This is a genomic window from Muricauda sp. MAR_2010_75 (genome assembly GCF_000745185.1).
Lineage (GTDB): Bacteria > Bacteroidota > Bacteroidia > Flavobacteriales > Flavobacteriaceae > Flagellimonas.
In genome coordinates this window covers 3,079,917-3,103,516 of record NZ_JQNJ01000001.1, presented here as the reverse complement: position 1 = coordinate 3,103,516, position 23,600 = coordinate 3,079,917, and the positions used below count along the sequence as shown (strand labels likewise).

The window sequence follows — 23,600 nt, the reverse complement described above, 5'->3', positions numbered from 1 at the left end:
CAAGAAAAGACACAAAAACTACTTGTGTCCTTTCTATAAAACTAACTAAAACAAACTAATTCTATGTTGAAAACATAAACCTCTAATAACCTGGATTCTGGGTCAGGTTGGGGTTACCATTCAACTGAGCGGTTGGAATAGGAAATACATTCTTGTTGGGATCTGTAATTGTTTTTTCCCACCATGTGTTGTTGAATCGATCAAAACGGATCATAATGGTACGAGCCTGTGCTTCAAAAGCCAATTCTCTTTGGATTTCATCATAGAGGGCATCTTCGGTCAATGGCGAAATTGCCTCTAAACCTGCTCTTTCCCTTACCTGACGAACCAATTCCTCAGCCTCGGTCATGTTTCCGCCAGAACGCCAAAGTGCTTCGGCACGCATCAACAATATTTCTGAGAAACGAATGATCGGGAAATCATTGTCCATGGCTAAAGCGATACCATTTTCAAATTCATATTTTCCTATCCGAGCTCCGGATTGGCTAAATGCGAAAGGAAACAGTTCGTTGATATAAGGTGTAAAAATCAGAGGTGTACCGTCTGGGTCTGGATTTCCTTGGGAATCAATCTCAATGGCTCCATTAGGGTCATTAATAGGTTCACCTGATGATGTGTACTGTTGCCCTGTTATAAACATTTCCTTTCTGGTATCCGCATCATCAAAAGAATTATAGAATTCTTCCAAGGCAGTATATCCGTTCCAGGGACCATCCGTGAAATTATAGGTAGCACGGTTCAATGGATGCAAGGTCCTCATGTGCATGTTAAATGCACCTCCACTGGTTTTGGATTGAACAACCACCATAATGTTTTCACTACTACCGGTATTATCAATGGTGAAATTATCCAAATAATTGGGCACCAATGAATACTGTCCGCCATCAATGATCTGTTGGGTCAAGTCCAGCACCTTTTGGTATTGGGGGGTTCCTGTGTACACCTCCGCATTAAGATATATCCTAGCCAAAATACCCATGGCAGCCCATCGATTCCATCTACCATAATATTGTCCTCCAACATCAGCAGGCAACTGGGTAATCAAGTCTTCCAATTCGCTAGTTATAAAATTATACACCTCTACTTTGGGTGTTCTTGAAGGGCTTGTCTCGGCTCCTAAAAATTGGGTAACCAATGGCACATCCCCCCAAAGATCCATGGCCGTAAAATAGTAAAACGCTCGTAGAGCTCTTAATTCATTTATAGCCTCAGTTGGATCATCCAATGTAGCCTCAAATTCCTCCATCAACCGGTTACAGGTTGCTATACCACTGAAACACATATTCCAGGCATTATTGATGAACCATGCGTTGTTTTCCCACTCATGTCTGTGGAGACGCGCCCAGATACCACCATCGTCCCATGGACCAAATTTGGCAGGAGCGGCACTGGTTTCGGTTGACAATTCCTGAACCTCAAAATATCCATTGTTTCCATAAAATTCGGCCATAGGAGCATAAGCTGTAAGAATAGCGGCTATCTGCGTATTTTCTGTGGTGAACTCCGTATCCGGAGAAAGTTCACTATATAAGGTGGTCTCCAAATCTGTGCAGGAATTGATACATCCCAGCAAGATGACCATCAAAGTCGATTTAATTATTATTTCTGTCCTTTTCATTACAATTGTTTTTTAGAATGTTACGTTAAGACCTAAACTCACGGTACGCGACCTGAAGTAAGAGGTTCGATCATCAATACCAGGAGCGAGTGGGTCACCAAACCAATCATAGTGTACCTCTGGATCCACTCCAGTATATCCCGTAATCACAAAGAGGTTCTGCCCTGAGGCATACACCCTAAAGTTTTTAATGACATCGCTCTTTAAATCAATATTGTAGCCTACGGTCACGTTATCCAATTTAAAGAAATCTGCTTTTTCTACATAATAGCTGTTCCAACTTTCTCCCTGGGTCAACTCTGGCAAATAGTATTTTGTACGTACCGGGTTGTAGTTCTGGGAAGCTAAGGGAGATTCGTAATAGGCTCTATTGATGTTTACCAAACTATGTCCAAAAGCTCCTCGGAATGTTGCACTCAAATCAAACTTTCCAACCGTTAAACTATTGTTCCAAGACAACTCAAAATCGGGAAGACCATTACCCACAACCACGGCATCATCCTCTTGGGAAATAGTACCATCGCCATTTTGATCGGTAATGATTCTGGAACCATCCTCGGCAAGCCCTTCAAAAATAGGAGCCACAATATCACCGATAACTCTTCCTTCCTCCAATAATATGGGCTGGATACCATTTAATCCGGGAGGGCCTAAATTTCCTCTAAATGTCCTTTGTGTTTCTCCATTGAACCTTACCAATTTGGTGTTAAAGGTTGAAAAAGTAATCCCTGTGGTATAGTTTACCTTACGGGATTGAACCAAAGCTCCATTTAGGGTCACCTCTACCCCTGTAGATTCCAATTCACCCACATTGACCAATGTTTCATCATAGAAATTGGGCGGTTGTGGAACTGATAAAACACTAAGAATGTCGGTAGAATTTCTACTATAGACATCTATAGATCCATACAATCTTGAATTGAGCATTCCAAAATCCAAACCAATGTTGGTCTCGGCTTTTTCTTCCCATTTTAGATCGGGATTTGGATTGGAAGCAAAATTCACACCTTGTATCCATTGATTGTTAAATTGAGATCTGCTTCCCCTGGACAACCGAACTCGATACTCATAGTTCTCTTCAGGTAGGTTACCTGTAACCCCATATCCTGCCCTCAATTTTAAGGAACTGAAAGGAATATCAAACAACTGGGCAAAATCCAAACCTCCACTCACAGCGTAAAAATTACCCCATTTCTCATTTTCACCAAATTTAGACGAACCTTCACGTCGGTAAGAGGCGCTCATAAAGAATTTGTCCTTCCAGTTGAGCATGGCCCTTCCAAAGTAAGAAATCAATCGTGACTCCTCTTTTTGGCTGTTGAGTCCTACCAAGGCATCATTACCCGTAGCAGATCCCAATCCAAGTTCTAGGGCGTTATACAATAAATCATCCGTAATGAAATTGGTATTGAACGCATCAAAGTTGGTGAAGGTAAATTCTTGCCAAGAATACCCTCCCAGCAATGAGAATTTTACATCGCCAAAATATTTTTCATAGTTGGCGGTCAACTCAAAAAGTTCATTTTCCCGATCTTCTGCCTCTTTTTCAGCTCTACCCCCTTGTCCAGCTGCTGAAGAAAATCGCATTTTGGAGCTATAATATTGTGACCGTTGGTCGCTTTCATGCTGCAATGAATAAAATCCGGCTACACTCAGATTATCCGTCAACTTATAGTCAGCCTTAATGGTACCCAAAAGCGTGGAAAATATCCCGTCATCGGTAGTTTCTTGTGAAATTGCATACGGGTTGTGATATTCTGGAGTGGTTGGCTCCCAATATCCATTGGCAGGATCTCCATCGATATAAATAGGCGCGGTAGGATCTGCAATGATAGCAAAACGTTGTGCCTCGTATGGAATAAAAGAAGCTTTACGCTTGGTAATGGCCCCATTGATAGTAAGGGTTAGTTTATCGTTGATGGCACGTTGCACTAAATTAAAACGTGCATTGAATTGATCAAAACCACTACCAACGGCCACCCCTTCCACATCTCTGTAGTTGACCGAAGCTCGGTAATGTCCACTTTTTATGCTATTGGACAACGCTAAGTTGTGTACATTGGTCACCCCTGTTCGGGTTACCAAATCCAGCCAATTGGTCTCATAACCTTGATCCTGACCTCCTGCTTCAATGAATTCTTGTGGAGTGGAGTTTTCTACAAACTGGGCCACACTTTCCATGGCAAAGTACGTATTGTACTCTACCCTGGCATTGTCAACCCCTGTAGCTCTTTTGGTCGTTACCAATATTACCCCTGAGGAACCCCGAGTACCATAAATGGCGGCTGCAGAAGCATCCTTTAAAACCTCAATGGATTTAATGTCATTGGGGTCTATACTTTGAAGCGATCCCCCTAATACTCCATCAATAACCACCAAAGGTTGGGCATTGGCTCCAAATGTTGATAGCCCCCTCAACCGGATATTATACCCTCCGTTTGGGTCTCCACCAGGTCTTGCTATGGAAAGACCGGCTACTTTACCTTGTAATAGTTGTGCGGGATCGTTGATGTTCCCTGTGTTGAACTCATCGGAGTCCACACTGGCTACGGCACTGGTTACCTCCCTTCGTTCTACAGTTCCATAACCAATTCCTGTAATGGTAACTTCATCCAATTGCGTGAAATCTTCTGTAAGAGAGACGTCAATTGTGGTCTGTGCCCCAACCTGAACTTCCTGTGTTCTGAAACCTACATAGGAGAAAACAAGAACATCTTGGTCACTGACCTCAATTTGATAAAGACCATCAAAATCTGTAACTGTTCCCGAAGTAGTTCCCCGAACAATGACATTGGCCCCTGGAATGGGTGTCCCCGTGGCCGCATCTGTTACGGTGCCGGAAACTGTTTTTTCATCTTGGGCTTGCACCTGCATCCCAAGAAAAAATGAGAAAATTGCCAGCACCCAAAGACTTTTAGGAACCCGCAACTTCACAAATGATAGTTGTGTGTTTTTCAGCATTTTGTTTAGTTTATGTTAAATAAGTGTGCGTTTTACACATGCAAGGAAGCGAAATAAATTGTGATTTGCAAACATTTCGTTAAAAAAATGTACTTTTAACACTTATGATATTTAACAATTGTTGCTTTGGAAAATTTTTAAGCTAAATTTTTCTATTCTGGTTTTGCCTCCATGAAGACAACATAGAGTGTTGAAATTGTAGAAAAAACAACATTCGCTTAACTAGTACCACCAAAAATTTGGACTATAAGGCAATGGATTATGGAATCTTTGGGTTTTATATAAAGTGTTTGAAGTTGTTGCTCATCAAAAGAGATTTTGAGATTGAAGAGGGCAAGTTGAATTCAACCCTAAACCATGGCAATTTCAACTTTCTGGAATTTTGATTTTTCCGCTCCGCAAACCAAACAGGTGTACTCTTTCGGTAAATCTTCAAACTTGGTGCTTGGATCGATATTGGACTGGGGCTCCCCAATTGCCTCATCATATACTGTTAAACAATTTTGGCATTGGTGAACAAGGTGCATGGTCTGCTCATTCTTCTCTGTCTTTTTCCCCTTTGCCGATCCTTCGTTTCCGAGTTGTAAAAAATACTGCTTGCTCAACTCGATCAATAAATTGGGCAGTTCCTTTTGATCCACATCTTGGGCATAGACCAAATACTGTCTGGTATTGGGGTCGAAATTCTTAAAATGGCACACATTATAGGTTGGCTTCACGTTGAACTTTTCCACCAATTGGGACAATGGGTTTATTTCAATCACAATAGAGGAAAAATGGGATTGTTTGCCCACATCTTTACTGATGCCAAAGGTAAGGCCATAGGTACTAATGTCGTTTTGGTCAAAGCTGTTCACCAAATATTTTTTAAGCTCCAACGCCTCTTGGTCATCAACGGGCAAGTGCCAATTCATTTCCAATTGCGAATGCCGTACATTGATTCCCCTTTGCCCTAAAAAACGTTCCAATTCGGGGCGACTTTCCTTGGGAATCCCTTTGATAATGAATGATTTCCAAGGGGTAATGCATATTTTCCCAATACTGTTGTCCAGACAAAACCCACAAAACTCCTTCAAGAATTTCAGGTCATACCGATTGTTTCTCCAATACAGTCCCAACCAAAATTGATCCAGTCCCATACGGTTCATCCCCTCATAATAAGGAAAGGTCAAAAAGGGGATGTGAAGTTCCTTGTTGATTGCCTTATTGTTGTGGGTCTGCATCCGTTGGTTCAATACAGTGAACAGTTGATCTACATTATCCATGGTATGGTACACCTCTTCAATGGCCCGGCATAAAGAAACCATATCCCAACTATAGATCAAAACTGGATAGTAGGCACTTTTCTTCCAATGGGGCAATTGTATGTTCAGGTACCAATAATCTTCCTGTTCCGATGCCACAAAGTTCAGGTTACCGCTAAAAATGGGCACCAGTCGTTGCTTGGGGTCGGTGATGTTTATTTTTAGTTTGGGAAGAAAATCAAACTGTTCCAATAAATACAAATAGGTTGATCCCTTCAACCAATATGTTGTGTCAAAAATATCCACCGAAACATAGGAACACACAATGTTTTGATAGGATCGATTGGCTATGATATCCGTATTGTACTTGGATATTTTTTCCAGATGATCCTTTTTTACATCATTTAAAGGGAAAAGTAGATCTTGGCGCGATCCAAAATAAACTTCGGACAATCCAGCGGCTTCCAGCATGGCTATACTGTCCTTGAGTTCCCCGGGTGACGTAATCCCTCCTTTGATCAATATTCTGTGCAAATCGTCGTTCATAAGCTACACTGGAACGGTTTTTAATTGTCTATTTAGGATGGCTTTGACCTCGGGTTTGCAGCTTCCGCATCCCAGTCCTGCCCCGGTTTGGGAGCACAATTGGGCGAAATCGGCGCAGCCTCCTGCTATGGCATCTTTAATGTTCCCATCCCCTACTTGGCTACAGGAACAAATCAGACTTCCTTTAAGAGGTTCTGAATTGGATGCACCCCGCAACAGTTCATTCCGTTTTTCGGAAAGTTCTATCTCATCTTCAATAAGTCGTTTAAATTCTGCGAATTCATTTTTGTCCCCCATCAAAATGGCTCCTTTTAAGGTATCATCCTTTACGATGCATTTCTTGTAGAACCTTTTGCTGACATCCATCAAGAGAATCTCCTCGTAGCTTGAATCGTTCTTAGGAGCATTCACCATTCCAATACTGCAAAGATCCAGATTTTCAAATTTTAGGATGTTCATCAACACAGAACCCCGGTAAATGCTTCCCAAATCGCCAAGGATATAATTTGCCGCTACATCTGCTTGTTGCTCTGCGGCAGATGTTATGCCATACAACGCGTTTTCAAACTCAGCAATTTCACCCAAAGCAAAAATGGAGGGGTCACTGGTTTTTAAATAGGGATCTACCAAAACACCCCTTCTTGTCTCCAGACCTGCATTTCTGGCCAAATCAATATTGGGTCGAGTTCCAATGGCATACACCACGGCATTGCTACGCAAAGTACGTCCGGTTTTAAGGTTGACCATAAGGGTATATTGGGATTCCTTTTCTTCAAAGATGGTGCTCACCTCATTATCAAAAAACAATTGGATCCCCCTTTCGGAAACATCTTCGGCCAATAACCTACTGGAGATGGGGTCCAATTGCCGCTCCATCAATCTTGGGGCCCGTTGAATAATGCTGATGTTGGTATCAATCTTTTTTAATGCAGCCGCCAACTCCAGACCCAAGAGACCACCTCCCACAATAACCACATGCTGTTCAACGGGCGGGAGTCCGGTCTCTGCCAAATATCTTTTGAGTCGGTCCGCATCGCCGCGTTCCCGCATAGTAAATCTGCCCGGAAGATCTATCCGAACATCCCCGGGCACAAATGCACTACTTCCTGTGGCCATGACCAATAGATCATAGGAATGCTCATTTCCTAAATCATCGGTGACCGTCTTTTTCTGAGGGTTGATGTTTTGGATGCCATTTTTGGGATATAGATCGACCTTGAGCTTTTCCAATTCCCCTTGCTTTAGTTTTTGAAGGGATTCCCACGGTAACTCTTCATTCACGTATTCTGGCAACAACACACGATTGTAGAACGGATGTTCTTCCTTTGAAAACACATGGAGTTCATCCACCCTGTTCTTTTCCCGATAGGTTTGGATAAAACGGTAAGCCGCGGCTCCAGCCCCAACGATAATTATTTTTTGCTTCGGTTTCTTGTATTTTTCTACCTGAACCGCGCAATATTTAAAATCAGGTTCTTTTGAAATGGGATCAACAATATCGTTGGTAAGGTTATTGGCCCTACTAAAATCATCATTTAAAATTTTTCCCCAGTGCATGGGCAAAAAAACCACCCGCTCCCGAATGTCATAATTTATCTTGACCTTGACCCTAACACTGCCCCGTCTACTTTTCACCAAAGCGATGTCACCTTCTTTGAGATTACGCAAATAGGCATCCACCCTGTTCATTTCAAGGTAAGGTGATGGGATATGGGTCAGAAGGCGCTTTACTTTCCCCGTCTTTGTACGGGTATGCCATTGATCCCGAACTCTTCCCGTATTCAGCACCAAAGGAAATTCCGGGGTGGTTTCCTCTGATTTGTTGTACAGATTTCTCGGGGCATTAAAATGGGCCTTCCCGTTTGCTGTAAAATAGCTGTGATCTTGAAAGAGACGGGGCGTACCCTTGTGGTCAGGGGATGGTACCGGCCATTGAAAACTCCCCTCTTTTTTGAGTCGATTATGGGACAATCCCGAAATATCGATATTGGTGCCCTTGGTCATCAAGCAATATTCGTCATAGACCTCGGCAGTGTTCTCGTAATCAAATCCACCATACCCCATTTCCTGTGCAAACCGCCATAGGATTTCCGCATCGGGCAAAGCCTCTCCTGGAGCATTGATAACCTTGGGCAAATAGCTGATTCGCCGTTCAGAATTGGTCATGGTGCCCTCCTTCTCCAACCATCCAGCAGCCGGCAACAACAAATCGGCATATTTAGTGGTCTCGGAATGATGGGAAATATCCTGGACAATAACAAAGTTGGCATTTTGGAGTGCTTTCTCAATTTTATTGGCATTGGGCATGCTTACTATGGGATTGGTGCAAATAATCCAAATGGCCTTCATTTTTCCGGATTCCAACGCATCAAACATTTCGGTTGCCGTGTAACCAGGGTCTCCATGTATTTCTTTTCCACCCCAAAATTCCTGCACTTCCTTTCTATGCACTGGGTTTCCCAAATCCCTGTGTGCAGCCAGTAGGCTGGCCATTCCACCAACTTCCCGTCCACCCATGGCGTTGGGCTGACCGGTCAATGAAAAAGGGCCTGAACCGGGCTTTCCAATATGTCCCGTTAAAAGCGAAAGGTTCAACAGGGAAACATTCTTGTCCACTCCAATCACACTTTGGTTCAATCCCATGGTCCACATGCTGATAAACCCTTTTGCATCTGCTATCATTTTGGCCGCCTTTCGGATTTCATCGGCTGTTATGCCACATTTTTCCGCTGCTTGGCGAATGCTGAGTTCAAAGGCCACCTGCTTACAGGCTTCAAAATTGGAGGTATGTTTTTGTATGAATGATTTGTCGATTTTCTTCTTTTCAATGAGCCATCTCGCCATGGCATTGAACAGAATGACATCGGTTCCCGGCAATATTTGTAAATGGAGGTCTGCCAAGGCACAGGTTTGAGTCTTCCTCGGGTCCACTACGATGATTTTTACCTTGGGATTCGCTTCTTTATGCTTTTCTATTCTTCTAAACAAAATGGGATGGCACCAAGCGGGATTGGCCCCGGCTATCAAAAAGCAGTCTGCCAACTCGATGTCTTCATAGGAAATGGGAACAGCATCATTTCCCACCGTCTTTTTATACCCGACCACAGCGGAGCTCATACAGAGTCGGGAGTTGGTATCAATGTTATTGGTCCCCAAAAAACCTTTGGTAAGCTTGTTCGCCAGATAGTATTCCTCGGTAAGGCACTGTCCAGAAACATAAAGGCCAACACTATCGGGACCATGCCTATCCATAATGCTCTTAAAAACCGCTGCGGCACGTTTTAGCGCAGTATCCCAACTGACCCGCTGCATGGGGTGGTTTCGGCTCCATCTCATTTCTGGGTGTAAAATCCGGTCTGTTGTATCTTGGGCAACATAGTTCAAGGTCTTTCCTTTTGTACACAACATGCCCTTGTTGACAGGGTAGTCCTCATCTCCTTTTACGGACAGTACACCTTTGGCATCTTTGGTTACCGTAATTCCACAACCCACTCCACAATACGAACAAATGGTATTATGTTTTTCTTTTTCCTGCATCGTATTCACACCGTGTTTTTTCGATGTCGAAAATTATAAATTTACGTACAAATACGTAGTAAGAATATGCTAAAAGTGATGCTCTAAATCGAGAGAATGATAAAAATTCCAGTAAAAGGTTGAAAAAATGAAACCTACACTAAATTATACTCGCTCGCTTTTTTGGAAAGATCGATCAGGTTCTTGACTTTCATCTTCTTCATCAAGTTGAAACGATGCGTCTCAATGGTGCGCTTACTGTTCTTTAATTTCTCGGAAATTTCTTTGTTGGTGTACCCGGCCAGAACAAGCTCCAATACCTTCAGTTCCTTATTGGTGAGGTCAAAAGGATTGCTTTTACGCTCTTTTGAAGTAGATTTGTCATTGATATTCTTTCCCGAGCTGAACAGATTGTTCACCAAAACATTGGATATATCCCCACTGAAATATTTTCCGCCTTCCTGCACCATGTGTATGGCCTTTACAAATTCAGTTTTGCCCGTATCCTTTAGAAGATACCCACTGGCCCCGGCCTGCACGGATTTTAGGATGTATTCCTCTGAATCATGCATGGAAAGTATGATGCACTTGGTCTTTAAATTGGGATTCTCATTCAACCGTTCCACGGTTTCAATACCTCCCAATTCAGGCATTCTGATATCGATGATCAAAATATCAGGTGCCAAGTCTTCAACCATTTGAATGGCTTCCAATCCGTTGGAAACTTCGCCAATAACATCCAAATCTGGCTCTTCCTCTAACAGGGCACCAATGCCATCCCTTACAAGCGAATGGTCATCGGCCAACACAATGGTAATGATCTGTTGAAGTACCGAATCTTGCATTACACAAAAATAATCGAATTATTGAAATACCCTAAGAACAAATGAAGGGCCGCTCCAATATAAAAAGGAACAGCCCCATCAAAGCAAAGCTAATCACTTAAACTATTCCGCCTTGGCCGTGGTAAAAAGTTTGGGTTTAATGATCAACATGGCCCATGCCCAGTTTTGAGAGCTGGCGGCATCTGCCTCGGCTACACCCTTAAGCTCATACATACCATCTGCGGGGAATAGGTGCGAGTAACCCACCTTTAAGGCGTAGCCTTTGAACTTTTGGGTGAATACCAAATCAACCTCGGTACCTAAAGCATTTTCTCCGCTGGGCAGGTCTTCCTCGCCCTTAAAGTTCCAGACCTTCGCCAATAAATCTGAGTTTTCGCCCAATTTGAAATTGGCACTGGCATGAATATCAAATATCCCAACAGAGTTGGCATGATTGCCAACATAGAAATAATCCATAAGGCCGTTGAACTTGTGATTGGTACCGTATAGTGGGAAGAAGGCACCGGTCTCCCCAGCAGTTTGTCCATCATTTCCACTTATAATTTCAATTCCAGCACCAAGACCTACTGTACTGGATGCCTTATAGCTTAGATCGAGACTCAACAAATAAGCTCCCTTTACGTCCAGTTCGCCTTGCCGTTCCCCAGTCTGAAGAAATGCATTGGCCGCAAGTCCAAAACTTCCTTTTTTAAAGGTTAGATGTGTGCCCAAGGTCTGTAAGCTACTCAACCCATCGGCATTGTCATTGTCATCAAAGTTTTGAAAGCCATTGTTGAGCAATACCAAGCTGGCCGCAAAACTTTCCCATTTTTGTTTTAGATAAAGCATTTGCATGGTCTTGTAGCTGAAAAAACCAGTGGTATTATATGCATTGCCAACGGATTGAAAACCACTTGGATTATCAAAATCCTGATTAAAGGCAAAGGCAAAATCGAGCAAAAAATTACCTTTGGAATATTTGATCATGGCAGCATCATGGTTACGGGCTTGCTGCGTCCAGTCCACTCCGCCCAAGATTCTCTGGTCGTCATAAGAAAGTACTTGTCTTCCCAGTTTTGTGGACCAGCCAGAGCCTAGATCGAGTTGGGCCCATGCTTCAAACACGGCAAAGGTGTCGTTCTCGTCATCAGGTCGTAACTGTCGATTTTCGCCCCAGACCATTACATCCTGAAGGCTAAGGTAAAATTTGTATTTTTCTGTTTGGTATGCGGCATTTAATCGTGCCCTGGTGGAGGTAGCCAAACCTGGATCGTCGTCCTCTGGGATTAAGCTGCCGAATCCGTTTCTGTATTCGGTTCTTGGCCTAAACTCCCCATCCAACGTAAATTGGGAAAAAGTGAATTGGGCCATCAAGATAGCCAAGGTGAGTAATACATATTGTTTTTTCATGATTGTTTTGAGTTTATTGGTTTAAATTCTTATTAGTTGTTCGTCAATGTTCCAAAAAGTCGATAAGGTGTTTGCGATACTTGTAGTAATGGCTGTGCTCCAACACTGCCTTTCTTGTTCTGGGACGTTCAAAATCTATATCTAGAACATCACCAATTTTGGCACGGGGACCACTGGTCATCATCACTACACGATCTGCCAAGAAAATGGCCTCATCCACATCGTGCGTGATCATAACCGCTGTGATTTTTTCTTTGTTCCAGATTTCTATTAGAATGTCCTGTAATTCACCCCGTGTTAGGGAATCCAACATCCCAAAGGGTTCATCCAAGAGCAAGACCTTGGGCTTGATGGCAAAGGCCCTTGCTATACCCACGCGTTGTTGCATGCCTTGGGACAGCTCGTTGGCTTTTTTGTTGAATGCCCCGTCAAGGCCCACTTTATGCAGGTAATATTTGGCGATGTCCTTTTGTTGGGATTTACTGGCATGTGGAAACACACGGTTCACCCCCAACAACACATTTTGCAAGGCCGTCATCCAAGGCATTAAACTTGGAGATTGAAATATGACCCCGCGATCGGGTCCTGGTCCTTTTATGGCGTTGCCCAATATTGCAATGTTCCCTCCTGAGATGGAGTTGAGACCCGCGATCATGGAGAGCATTGTGGTCTTGCCACAGCCTGAATGTCCGATGATGGTGACAAATTCTTCCTTTAGAATCTGTAGGTTCAAATGTTCAAGGACCACATAATCGCCCTTTGGAGTGGGATAGACCTTTTTAAGGTCTCTCAAATCCAACATAATCCTGTCCGATGGATAAATGATTCCATTCTCATGGGATATAGCACCGGTCTTGTTTTCTAGTTGTATTTCCATAATGGCTATTCTTTTAAATTATACTATGCCACAAAGCTTTTGGGGCTCAAATCGGGCAGCTCGTACGTTTTTTGCGATACCGCCCTGCGCTCTTCACCAATACCCATCAGGTACTCAATGATGGCATTTCTGGTCTTTTTGTACTCCGGGTCATCGTTCAATGCTGTTTTGTCCCTTGGGCGTTCAATATCTATTTTGAACTCAGGCCCTAAAGTGGCCTTGGGGCCTGGTCGTAACGGTATGATTCTGTCCGCCATATAGATACCCTCATCCACATCGTTGGTGATAAGCAATGCCGTACGTTTATCTTTACTCCAAATGTTTAGTATTTCGTCTTGAAGGTTTCCCCGCGTGAGGGCATCAAGAGCTCCCAAAGGTTCGTCCATAATGATCATTTCCGGATTCATGGCCAGAGCTCTTGCCACGGCAACACGCTGTCGCATTCCACCTGACAGTTCCTTCGGCCTTTTGTTACTGGCGGGTGTAAGGTTGACCATTTCTATATATTCCGCCACACGCTTTTTTATGGCTTTTTTATTCTTTTTTGGAAAGGCTTCCTTTACCGCCATGGCCACATTTTGCCATACGCTCAACCAAGGGAGCAGGGAGTAATTCTGAAAGATGACTCCTCTCTCATGGCTGGTATCCACAACGGGGTTTCCTTTAAAAAGTACTTCGCCACTGGTGGGTTGCAACAGTCCATTTATGAGGTTCACCAAGGTTGTTTTTCCGCTTCCGGTGAAACCGACAATGGCTACAAACTCACCTTCTTCAATTTTAAGGTTGATATTGCTCAACACCTCGGTACTGTTGCTGCCTTCGCCATAGGTCTTACAAACGTTGTTCAATTCTAAATATGCCATGATGTCTATGTTAAGCGGTTGCATTTTTATTGAATGATACCATGTTCTGAATCACCAACATGATTCTATCCAATAAGAATCCTATGATTCCTATAATGAACATGGCCACGATAATCTTTGAGTTTGAATCATTGGCCCCGTTTTGAAATTCTTCCCATACAAAGGAGCCCAAACCAGGACTTTGTGCCAAGAGTTCAATGGCGATTAATACCATCCATGCCACGGAAAGTGTAATCCGAAGTCCCGTAAAAATCAGGGGGAGGGATGATGGCAAAATCACTTTAAAGACCTTTTGAAATGGTCCAAGCTTTAACACCTTGGCAACATTGAGATAGTCCTTGTCCACGGAAGAAACCCCCATGGCCGTATTTACCAAGGTTGCCCACATGGAGCAAAGCCCTACACTGATGAACGAAATGATAAAGGCACTGTCTTGGTTGGAATCCTTGGTCATGGTCTTTACGATCATAAAGACCAACAACAACCAAACCACCGGAGACACCGGCTTAAAGACCTGAATCAACCAATTGAATGAATTCCGTAATGTTTCACTCAGACCAATGATGATACCAATGGGAACCGCAATGACCAAGGCCAACAGAAACCCGGCAAATACCGTCTCCAAACTGGTGAAAATTTGGTCCACAAAGGAAGGTCTTCCAGTATAGGTAATCGGGTCTTTGCCTTCAGCCTCACGCTTTTTGTTAATGGTCGCCGTTTTTGCCTTGAACGCCAACTTATCGGCGCTGATTTTCTTATGGTCCGCAATCAACGTATTGAAAGAATCCCACACTTGACCGGGAGATGGCAGCGTATTGGGCTGGCAACTAATATCGCCAGACAGAATGCAAGCCTCCATTTGATCGGCTGCGGCCTGACCTTGATCAGTCAAGGCTTTCTGGATTTTATAATCCGCCTCAATGTTATACAGTGCCTTGGCGCCCATGTGCCATAATCCAATAAAAAGTAGAATGGAAATTATAGGGATAATGAACTTTTTAAATACTGTCTTGAATTCCAGTTTTGGGGTCTTGACCTTTACTTTGGACAGGAGTGATTTTGCCACTCCCATCCATTTGATGTCATTCACTTTAGTTGCAGTTATGCTTTGCTTCATGATTTTTACTGTTTTTTAAAGTGCAGAATTGTCTTTGTTCCCAATTTCAAAGCTGTTGATATAGCCGATGGGATCTTTGGCGTCGTATGCGTTTCCATCGATAAAATCTGTGGTAGTTGGTTTATAACCATCAGTTTCAGGAATATCCGCAGCGGGAATATGTCCTTCAGCTACCAAAAGCTTGGCCGCTTTTTTCCAGATATCAGGGCGGTAGATGTCCTTAATGGTTTCTTCATACCACGTTGCCGGTTTTGGTTCGGGAATTTGTCCCCATCTTCTCATTTGGGTCAAGAACCAAATACCATCAGAATAAAAAGGATAGGTGGCATTGTACTTATAGAACACATTAAAGTCGGGCATAGACCGTTTGTCACCTTTTTCAAATTCAAAGGTTCCGGTCATGGAGTTGGCCAAAACAACCTCGTCTGCACCCACATATTGGGGCATGGACAAAATTTTAACGGCCTCTGCCCTATTGCCTGGCTCATCCAACCATTTTCCAGCACGAATTAGTGCCTTGGTCACAGCAACGGCTGTGTTGGGGTTTTCCTCAACAAACTTTTTGGTCATCACAAAGACCTTTTCAGGATTGTTTTTCCAGATGTCGTAATTGGTGGTTACGGGAACTCCTATTCCTTTGAATACAGCCTGTTGGTTCCAAGGTTCTCCAACACAATAGCCATAAATGGTCCCGGCCTCCAAAGTGGCTGGCATTTGTGGCGGAGGTGTGACCGATAGCAAAACTTCGGCATCAATTTGTCCCTGAACATTATCGGCTGTGTACATCCCTGGATGGATTCCGGCTGCGGCCAACCAGTATCTAATTTCGTAGTTGTGGGTGGACACTGGGAACACCATCCCCATTTTAAAAGGTTTTCCGCTATTTTTATAGGAAGAGATGACAGGTTTTAGGGCATCTGCTTTTATCGGATGAACAGGTTTGCCTTCCTCATCTTTCGGAACATTTGGTTTCATTTTGGACCATACATCATTAGACACGGTGATTCCATTCCCATTTAAATCCATTGAGAATGGGGTGACCAATTGTGCCTGTCGGCCAAATCCAGCTCCGGCAGCAATAGGTTGCCCAGCCAGCATGTGTGAACCGTCCAATTGTCCATCTATGACACGGTCCAATACATTTTTCCAATTGGATTGTGCTTCAACTGACACAAAAAGTCCTTCGTCTTCAAAAAAGCCTTTTTCCTTAGCAATGGCCAGAGGGGCCATATCGGTAAGTTTGATAAAGCCGAAAGTCAACTGGGGCTTCTCGATTTCCAGGGTAGTTTCAGGTATGCTGGCCTGAGCGGTTTCTGATGCTTTCTTCTCGGTTTTTCCTCCACATGCCATAAGAAATGCAGAGAGTAAACATGCGATTGATTTTAAAGTGATGTTTTTCATAATAGTAAGTTTTCTACGTATTAGTACTTATTTTTAACAAATGTATGCTGAATTATGGAACCATTTTATGAGAAAGAACATGGCCACACATCTTTTTAATACATGAGCCGTCATGTTTAAAGCCATGTCAAAACCTGTCAAAAAACATATTGTTACTTTAACTATCTGGTTTGTAGTTACATATATATTATTGCAGTAAGCTGAATCAGGGGTACGTAGTACTGAGAAGCTCTTCTAACATCACCCCCATTTAGTTAAGAGCACCATCATTTGAGCTTACTAAGAATAGTGGGGTGTAGAATGATTATGGTCTGAACCGTCCAGAAAGGCTCGGAATATCCAAATTGATAATGTAGTTGTTGGATAAAAATTGCTGTGAAAATGGGATAATTCGATATGCTATCCGGCCAGGTAGAAATTGTGCTCCAGGATTTCCCTTTTTAAGTAATCTACATCAACAATACCTATTCGCTTGCCTTTTGCGTTGATGAGGTTCTCCCTTTTGAGTGCAGAAAAAATTCTAATAACCTGCTCCTCAGTCGTTCCGGCATAATCGGCATAATCCCTTCGACTCAAGGGCAAATCAAGAAAACCATTGGATTGGCCAAATTTTCGGTTGATGTACAAAAGAGTATCAATGATTCGCTCCCTAACTGTCATTTGGGAAAGAGATTTTACTTTTGCCTCACTCTTGTTCAGTTCGTTGGCATAGAAGAGCATTAAATCGTATGCAAATGATGCATCGCTTTTCAGTACTTCTTGAAGCAAGTCCTTTGAGAAATAACATAGGGTTGATTCTTCCAAGGCGATTGCCCCAATGGGATAGAACTCTTCAGTACCGAACCCACGATGGCCAATGATTTCACCTGCTTTTGCAAAGCGAACAATTTGCTCCCTTCCATTTATACCGGTTCTAAAAACCTTCACCTTACCCTTTAGGATAAAGAAAAGTCCGTTTACCGGGGCCCCTTCAATAATAAACTGCTGCCCTTTTTTACATCGGATATCATTTTTCCGTTCAGTAAACTTGGCAACAACGGGAGAATCGATGTTTTTTTTCAGCAAGCAATTTTCATTGTTGCAGCGAACGCACGAGGTATCTGAAACTACTGGGTTTCTACGTCTTTCTTTAATTTGATGCTCGTATGTTCGGTACAATTGCATTTGTTGTGGTTTATTTATTTTGACTCAACATAAACAGGTTTGGGTTGACCAGCTTTTTGAATTTTTCCTTCTTTTTCATCTGCCGTTGAGAATTTAATGGCCAATGACAAAAACGCTGTCGCCACAACAAATACTCCTATAATAAAGTATCCACTGGAAACAGCTGAGGAAGCCGCTGTAGCTTGGGCCATTTTCACAGCTTCCTCTCCTAAAGAAGCAGAGGTTTTTATGGCAGCTGTTTCAGCCATGGCTGATTTTGATTTTAACAATAGGGCGGCCAGGAAAGCCCCAACATTGCCTCCGGCCCCCACAATGCCCGATATAGATCCGATAGCCTTTTTATTGATAAACGGAACTACTGAAAAAGTAGCTCCTTCCGCCATTTGCACGGTTAAACTGAAGGCAACCAAAAATACTATTCCCAATACTATACTGGTGGTTGTGGAAAAAATGGACAGCATAATACCTTCCAGACCTAAAATTAGGGCCAAAAAAAGTACACGGCCTCTCAGTCCTTTAAGTTTTCCAAAACGATCACCAAAAAAACCGCCCAAGGTTCTGGCAAAAATGTTCATCAAGGCAAATGACAGAACCAAGTTACCAGCGGTTGTTCTATTTAAGTGAAATGTGTTTTGAAGATAATCATCCATGGTTCCATAAACAGTAAGTTCCATACCAAATGAAGCCGCGTAGACTATGAACAAAATCCATACCCTGTAATCGGTAAGGGTTTTTAAAAATGGGATTTCATCTTTCTTTTTTATGTTCAACTCTCCCTTTTCCTTTAATTCGGAAAAGTTTCCTTCTGGTGTATCTTGAGTGAAGAAATAGTAAACTAGCCCCATTCCAAAACAAATAATACCTGCTATGATCATGGAATAACGCCAAGCTATTTCATCGGCCACACCAAAGCTCACCACTGCCGCTGCAATCAAAGGCATTCCCAAGCGGTTGGCACCACCACCAAGGTTTCCCCAGCCCGCTGAAGTAGCATTGGCCGTACCCACGATATTTGGGGCGAACATAATTGAGGTATGAAATTGGGTGATCACAAAGGAAGCCCCAATAAATCCAATAAAAAGGCGACATACCAAAAATTGCAGGGGAGTTTGCACAAATCCAATTAGAATAACCGGCAGCGCCCCGATGGTCAACAAAAAAGTATAGCACAATCTTGGACCATATTTATCACATAGTTTCCCTATAAGAAGCCTGGCAAAAACGGTACCCGTTACCGCTAAAATGACCGAATTCCATTTTTGGTTAGGTGTCAACCCCAAATCCTTTACTACATCCGGCATAAACGGAACAATCCCGAACCATGCAAAGAAGCAGGTAAAGAATGCAATTGAGGTAATCCAAAAGGTTCTTGTTGGAATACTTTTAAAGTTCAATAAGTTTAAAGCAGTGGCTTTTTGTGAAGTAATTGACATGATACTTAGCTTTCTTTGACGTAAAAATAAGTATTACTAAGTATTTATACGTATTTTTAATAGTCAAAATTTAGATAAAAGCTAATTTTTGAGAAGTTTCCAATCTTGGCTGAAAAAACAATGAAAATGAAAATAAATCTCCACTTATATTCAGAATATAGAAATATGAATGAGTGGGGTATATAACTAATAGGAAGAGTGCAAAACTCTCATGACCTCATCTTCAAAAAAGGAAGGATGGTCTGCAACCACATCTCCAACCACAATAATTCCGGGTTGCGTTGCATCTATTGATTCAAGTATAGTTTCTGCATTATTTAATGTGCCAGTACTACATGATTCGGTGGTCATAGTTCCATTTTGAATCACTGCTATTGGAGTCATTCCGTTTCGGTACTTCCGTATTTCTCCAGCAATTTCAGCAAGTTTACGTATGCCCATCAGTATAATGAGCGTTGCTGAAGATTGTGAGGCCAAGCTTAGGTCTTCTGAAAATCCACCGTCTTTTCTGGTGGCTGTTACCACCCAAAAACTATGGCTCACCCCTCTTTTGGTTACGGGAATGCCCTGGCTTGCGGGTACCGAAATAGCACTGCTCACCCCAGGAATCACATCAATGGGTATTCCAAAAGATTCAACATAATGTATTTCCTCGGATGCTCTTCCAAATACAAAAGGGTCCCCTCCTTTTAACCTAACGGCATGGCCATACCTAAATGCATTTTCCACAATCAACCGATTAATTTCATCCTGGGTATAACTATGCTTTGAACATCTTTTACCTACGTATATTTTCGGCACCCCGTCATTTACCTCGTTAAGAAGGTCTTTATTTGTCAAGGCATCATACAAAACAACATCTGCTGACTTCAACACCCTCAAACCCCTTACAGTTATAAGGTCCGCACTACCTGGCCCAGCACCTACCAAACTTACTTTAGTTTCCATCCTATCGTGTTTTATTGTTTTTCAATAAAAATTTTTATGAATCTGACAACAAGAATACGTAATTATTTTTAAATAATCAGTATTTAATTACGTAATTATACTTAGTTTTGGAATGTATTTTAAATTTCCTGTGTATGAAAACTGTAATTGTAATAGGTAATGGTATGGTAGGGTACAAGTTCTGTGAGAAATTCAGGGCTCATCCTGCAAATTCTTCATATAAGCTTCTTGTCTTTGGTGAAGAACCCAGACCTGCATACGACCGCGTGCATCTAAGCGAGTTTTTTGGAAATCAAGATGCGAAGGCATTGGAATTGGCTCCCGCTTCTTGGTATAAGGAAAATAACATTGAGCTCATTACAAATCAAAGGGTTACGGACATTAAAAGTGACTCCAAAGAAATACACACCATATCCGGTGGTTCCTATTCATATGACCATTTGGTGCTGGCTACGGGTTCCGTTCCTTTTGTACCTCCCATAAAAGGGGTGGAAAAGGAAGGGGTTTTTGTTTACAGAACCATTGAAGACCTTGAAGGCATGCTGGCCTATGCGGCCCAGATAAAAGCCATCAAACCAGACGGCAAGGCTGCCATATTGGGAGGTGGGCTCTTAGGGCTCGAAGCAGGAAAAGCCGTTTTGGATATGGGACTTGAACCACACGTAGTGGAATTTGCCCCAAAACTCATGCCGAGACAATTGGATACGCGCAGTAGTAATGTATTGCGCTTAAAACTGGAATCCATGGGTATACAGGTTCACTTGGGCAAAGCCACAAACCAAATTCTGGGAGATAAGGTCATTGAAGGGATGGATTTTGGCGAGGACGACCAATTGGATGTGGATATGCTCATTATTTCCGCAGGAATCCGCCCAAGGGATGAACTTGGTAAAACCTGCGGATTGGAAATGGGAACTCGCGGCGGAATTGTAGTGGACAACAAAATGGAAACCTCTGTAAAAGATATATATGCCATTGGAGAGGTAGCACTTTACAATCACATGATATATGGCTTGGTGGCCCCAGGTTACGAAATGGCCGATGTGGCCGTAAACCAGATTCTGGGAAACTCTGAAACCATTATGCCGGACGAAATAGACATGTCCACCAAACTAAAATTAATGGGTGTGGATGTGGCCAGTTTTGGAACGCCCTATATGCCAGCAGACAAAGGATTGTCCATCATTTTTGAAAACAAGACAAAATATCTTTACAAACGAATCAACGTAAGCCATGACGGGAAAACGCTCTTGGGTGGCATTCTCGTTGGAGACGCTTCAGACTATAATATTCTGCACCAAATGTATTTGAATGGGATGGCCTTGCCCGATAATGCAGAAGAATTGATCGTAGGTGCCCGAGGCGAGGGAGGTTCTGCCTTTGGCAGTGCAATGGACCTGCCCGATACAGCCCAAATATGTTCCTGCGAAAGTGTTTCCAAAGGAAACATTTGCTCATCCCTCCTAAACGGGGAGTCTGATTCACTTAAAGATATTATAAGCTGCACCAAAGCCACTACGGGTTGTGGCGGATGCAAACCCATGGTGGTGGAACTCGTCAACGAGACCCTTAAATCCATGGGGAAAGAGGTAAAAGATATTATTTGCGAGCATTTCGAATATACCCGACAAGAATTGTATGGCATTGTTAAGGTCAAAAAGATAACGACTTACGACGAAGCGCTTGATAAATGTGGAAAAGGAGATGGTTGTGAGGTCTGCAAACCAGCATTGGCGTCCATATTTGCCACCATATACAACGATACCGCCAACAAGGAAGATGTAATTCAGGATTCCAACGATAGGTTTTTGGCCAACATCCAAAGAAATGGGTCTTATTCGGTGGTTCCGCGAATACCTGGCGGAGAAATCACACCCGAAAAATTGATTGTCATTGGAGAAGTGGCCAAAGAATACAATCTGTATACCAAGATTACAGGTGGTCAGCGCATAGACCTTTTTGGAGCCGAACTGAACGACCTTCCGGCCATCTGGAAAAAATTGATCGATGCCGGTTTTGAAAGTGGCCACGCTTATGGGAAATCACTACGCACCGTAAAAAGCTGCGTGGGTTCCACTTGGTGCCGCTATGGAATGGATGAAAGTGTAAGCTTTGCCATTGAGCTTGAAGATCGCTACAAAGGACTACGATCACCCCATAAACTAAAAGGGGGCGTCTCCGGATGTATCCGCGAATGTGCTGAAGCCCGTGGTAAGGACTTTGGTGTGATTGCAGTGGAAGGCGGTTGGAACCTTTATGTCTGCGGAAATGGAGGTGCCACCCCCAAGCACGCACTCTTACTGGCCGAGCAAATAGATAACGAAACCGTCATAAAATATCTAGATCGTTTCTTGATGTACTATATCCGTACCGCAGCACCCCTGATGCGTACCGCCGCCTGGTTGGAGAAACTGGAGGGGGGAATTGAGCAGCTCAAAAAAATTGTGGTGGATGACAGCTTGAACATTGCCGAAGAGTTGGAAGTGGAAATGCAATCCTTGGTAGATAAGTACGAATGTGAATGGAAACAAGCCGTGGAAAATGAAGAAATCAAAAAACGCTTCTCTCACTTTGTAAATACTGATGAAAGGGACGACAATATAGTTTTTGTACCCATGCGAGAACAAAAAATGCCGGAACCATGGACCAACTAAACACAAATAAAATGGAAACACTGTTTCAACAGTACGCTCCCGTTGCTTTGGAAAAGGTAACCGTTTGGTTCAAAGCCTGCCATGAACGGGACATACCAGAAAATGGCGGAGCCTGCGTCAAATACAAGGACAAACAAATTGCCGTGTATCATTTTAAACGAAAGCAAAAATGGTATGCTTGTCAAAACTTATGTCCGCACAAAATGGAAATGGTCTTGAGCCGTGGCATGATCGGTGACGCGGACGGGATAGCAAAAGTAGCCTGCCCCATGCACAAAAAAACGTTCTCTTTGGAAACAGGCGAAAATCTCAACGGGAACCTGCCCTCAATTGCCACTTTTCCCGTAAAAGTTGAAAATGGCTTTGTTTATCTTGGTTTTTCTGAATAGCTTTAAAAAACCAATATATATGGGCATGTCCAAAAAACTTTCAGAAGCGTTCAAGTTGTTTGATGGGGCCAATGCACAAGACCCCAACAAGGAAGTTTTTGAAGGGAAAGAGTATCCCAAAGAGCTTTTGTACGCTGTGCGAATGACGGATATTCTGAACGAGTTTGAGCCCAATGCCTCTGAAGCACTGCGGCTTACCGCCCGTTGCCAGCACATATGCAGATGGGAAATACCGAGGGAATCCTATGAAATGAACCGGGTGGGGTACCTCAAATGGCGACAAGACCTGAAAAAGTTCCATGCCGAAAAGGCCACTGCCCTATTACAAAAAGTAGGCTACGACCAAGAAATTATAGATCGGGTCAGTTTTTTGCTCCTAAAAAAGCAATTGAAGAAAGATGAAGAAACCCAAACCTTGGAAGATGTGATATGCTTGGTTTTTTTAAAATATTACTACGAGCCCTTTCTCGCAAAACACGATGATGATAAAATAATCTCCATCATACAGAAAACATGGAAAAAAATGTCGCCAAAGGGCCATGCAGCTGCCTTGGCACTGTCTTTTTCCGATAGAGGCTCCGCCTTGGTCTCAAAAGCGCTGTCAGATTAGTGCACTACCTAATTTGGATATAAAA

At 42.9% G+C, this 23,600-nt stretch carries 16 protein-coding genes; 3 read left to right on the top strand and 13 right to left on the bottom strand.

Going from position 1 to position 23,600, the window contains the following annotated elements; genetic code table 11:
* Positions 1-82 precede the first annotated feature (82 nt).
* The 13 genes from FG28_RS13975 to cobA all read right to left on the bottom strand — a co-directional run bounded on the left by FG28_RS13975 (position 83) and on the right by cobA (position 19,922).
* On the bottom strand, positions 83-1,618 hold the full coding sequence (locus FG28_RS13975; RefSeq protein ID WP_036383765.1) for a RagB/SusD family nutrient uptake outer membrane protein: 1,536 nt from the start codon (positions 1,616-1,618) through the stop codon (positions 83-85).
* Between the two features lie 12 nt (positions 1,619-1,630).
* Positions 1,631-4,579: a SusC/RagA family TonB-linked outer membrane protein gene (locus tag FG28_RS13970; protein ID WP_051947340.1), complete on the bottom strand. Its 2,949-nt coding sequence runs from the start codon at positions 4,577-4,579 to the stop codon at positions 1,631-1,633.
* Positions 4,580-4,929: 350 nt separating this feature from the next.
* Positions 4,930-6,369, bottom strand: coding sequence for a rubredoxin (locus FG28_RS13965; RefSeq protein ID WP_036383763.1), 1,440 nt, complete (start codon positions 6,367-6,369; stop codon positions 4,930-4,932).
* A gap of 3 nt (positions 6,370-6,372) precedes the next feature.
* Positions 6,373-9,906 (bottom strand): nitrate reductase, encoded by a 3,534-nt coding sequence (locus tag FG28_RS13960; RefSeq protein WP_036383760.1) that lies wholly within the window; start codon positions 9,904-9,906, stop codon positions 6,373-6,375.
* A 134-nt stretch (positions 9,907-10,040) separates the two neighbouring features.
* Positions 10,041-10,730: a response regulator transcription factor gene (locus FG28_RS13955; RefSeq protein WP_036383757.1), complete on the bottom strand. Its 690-nt coding sequence runs from the start codon at positions 10,728-10,730 to the stop codon at positions 10,041-10,043.
* Positions 10,731-10,832: 102 nt separating this feature from the next.
* A complete protein-coding gene (locus FG28_RS13950; RefSeq protein ID WP_036383755.1) occupies positions 10,833-12,119 on the bottom strand; it encodes an alginate export family protein in 1,287 nt (428 codons plus the stop codon).
* A gap of 43 nt (positions 12,120-12,162) precedes the next feature.
* A complete protein-coding gene (locus FG28_RS13945; RefSeq protein ID WP_036383752.1) occupies positions 12,163-12,996 on the bottom strand; it encodes an ABC transporter ATP-binding protein in 834 nt (277 codons plus the stop codon).
* Between the two features lie 23 nt (positions 12,997-13,019).
* A complete protein-coding gene (locus FG28_RS13940) occupies positions 13,020-13,859 on the bottom strand; it encodes an ABC transporter ATP-binding protein (RefSeq protein WP_197062603.1) in 840 nt (279 codons plus the stop codon).
* A gap of 10 nt (positions 13,860-13,869) precedes the next feature.
* Positions 13,870-14,976, bottom strand: a complete 1,107-nt coding sequence (locus tag FG28_RS13935) for an ABC transporter permease (RefSeq protein WP_036383751.1) — start codon at positions 14,974-14,976, stop codon at positions 13,870-13,872.
* A gap of 15 nt (positions 14,977-14,991) precedes the next feature.
* The gene (locus FG28_RS13930; RefSeq protein ID WP_036383749.1) at positions 14,992-16,377 is read right to left on the bottom strand and encodes a CmpA/NrtA family ABC transporter substrate-binding protein; all 1,386 of its coding nucleotides are present in this window, start codon (positions 16,375-16,377) and stop codon (positions 14,992-14,994) included.
* A 399-nt stretch (positions 16,378-16,776) separates the two neighbouring features.
* Complete coding sequence (locus tag FG28_RS13925; protein WP_081894391.1) at positions 16,777-17,541, bottom strand: Crp/Fnr family transcriptional regulator; 765 nt, start codon at positions 17,539-17,541, stop codon at positions 16,777-16,779.
* A 14-nt stretch (positions 17,542-17,555) separates the two neighbouring features.
* Positions 17,556-18,974: an MFS transporter gene (locus FG28_RS13920; protein ID WP_036383748.1), complete on the bottom strand. Its 1,419-nt coding sequence runs from the start codon at positions 18,972-18,974 to the stop codon at positions 17,556-17,558.
* A 186-nt stretch (positions 18,975-19,160) separates the two neighbouring features.
* Positions 19,161-19,922 carry a uroporphyrinogen-III C-methyltransferase gene (gene cobA / locus FG28_RS13915; protein ID WP_036383745.1) on the bottom strand — a complete coding sequence of 254 codons (762 nt, stop codon included), beginning with the start codon at positions 19,920-19,922 and terminating at the stop codon, positions 19,161-19,163.
* Positions 19,923-20,056: 134 nt separating this feature from the next.
* Between cobA and nirB the strand changes: the two genes are divergently transcribed.
* The 3 genes from nirB to FG28_RS13900 are packed head-to-tail and all read left to right on the top strand — an operon-like array spanning position 20,057 to position 23,575.
* Positions 20,057-22,576, top strand: coding sequence for a nitrite reductase large subunit NirB (gene nirB, locus FG28_RS13910; RefSeq protein WP_036383743.1), 2,520 nt, complete (start codon positions 20,057-20,059; stop codon positions 22,574-22,576).
* Positions 22,577-22,587: 11 nt separating this feature from the next.
* A complete protein-coding gene (gene nirD, locus FG28_RS13905; protein WP_036386647.1) occupies positions 22,588-22,965 on the top strand; it encodes a nitrite reductase small subunit NirD in 378 nt (125 codons plus the stop codon).
* Between the two features lie 19 nt (positions 22,966-22,984).
* Positions 22,985-23,575: a DUF4202 domain-containing protein gene (locus tag FG28_RS13900; protein WP_156102279.1), complete on the top strand. Its 591-nt coding sequence runs from the start codon at positions 22,985-22,987 to the stop codon at positions 23,573-23,575.
* The last annotated feature ends 25 nt before the right edge of the window (positions 23,576-23,600 follow it).